A 481-nucleotide genomic window follows, 5' to 3' on the forward strand; every position below is an offset into this window, starting at 1 on the left:
TCATGTGGTTCAGCCGTCAGCGTGAGTTTCGCGCCGACGCGGGTGCCGCCAAGCTGGCCGGCCGCGACAAGATGATTGCCGCGCTGCAGCGCCTCTCCCGCGGTGCCGAGCCGCAGATGGAAGGTGCCATGATGGCCTTTGGCATCAACGGCAAGCGCTCCGTGAGCGAGCTGTTCATGAGCCACCCGCCCATCGAGCAGCGCATCGCCGCCCTGCGCGGCTGAGTGTGATGCCAGGGTGACACACCCGCATAAAAAACGGCTGCCTTTGGGCAGCCGTTTTGCTTTGTGCCATAGGATCACAGCTTGAAGTGGCCCATCTCCTGGCGCAGCAGCCGTGACAGCTGCTTGAGCTTGGCCGCCTCCTGGGAGACGTGACGGGCCGCGTCTCCCGACTGCTCTGAGAGGGAGGTGATGTTGCCGACGGTGGAGACCACCTCGTTGGCGGCGGTGGACTGCTCGCGCAGCGTGTGGCTTATCTC

At 64.9% G+C, this 481-nt stretch carries 2 protein-coding genes; one reads left to right on the forward strand and one right to left on the reverse strand.

Features of this window, described 5'->3' with window-relative positions; all coding sequences use genetic code 11:
- The coding region (locus AC0AIB_RS31140) for a M48 family metalloprotease (protein ID WP_465098069.1) at positions 1-224 on the forward strand (224 nt) is incomplete at its 5' end.
- A gap of 74 nt (positions 225-298) precedes the next feature.
- Here AC0AIB_RS31140 and AC0AIB_RS31145 read toward each other — a convergent pair.
- On the reverse strand, positions 299-481 hold a 183-nt coding region (locus AC0AIB_RS31145), incomplete at its 5' end, for a hypothetical protein (RefSeq protein WP_465098070.1).

It is taken from the genome of Micromonospora sp. DSM 43699 (genome assembly GCF_055517075.1).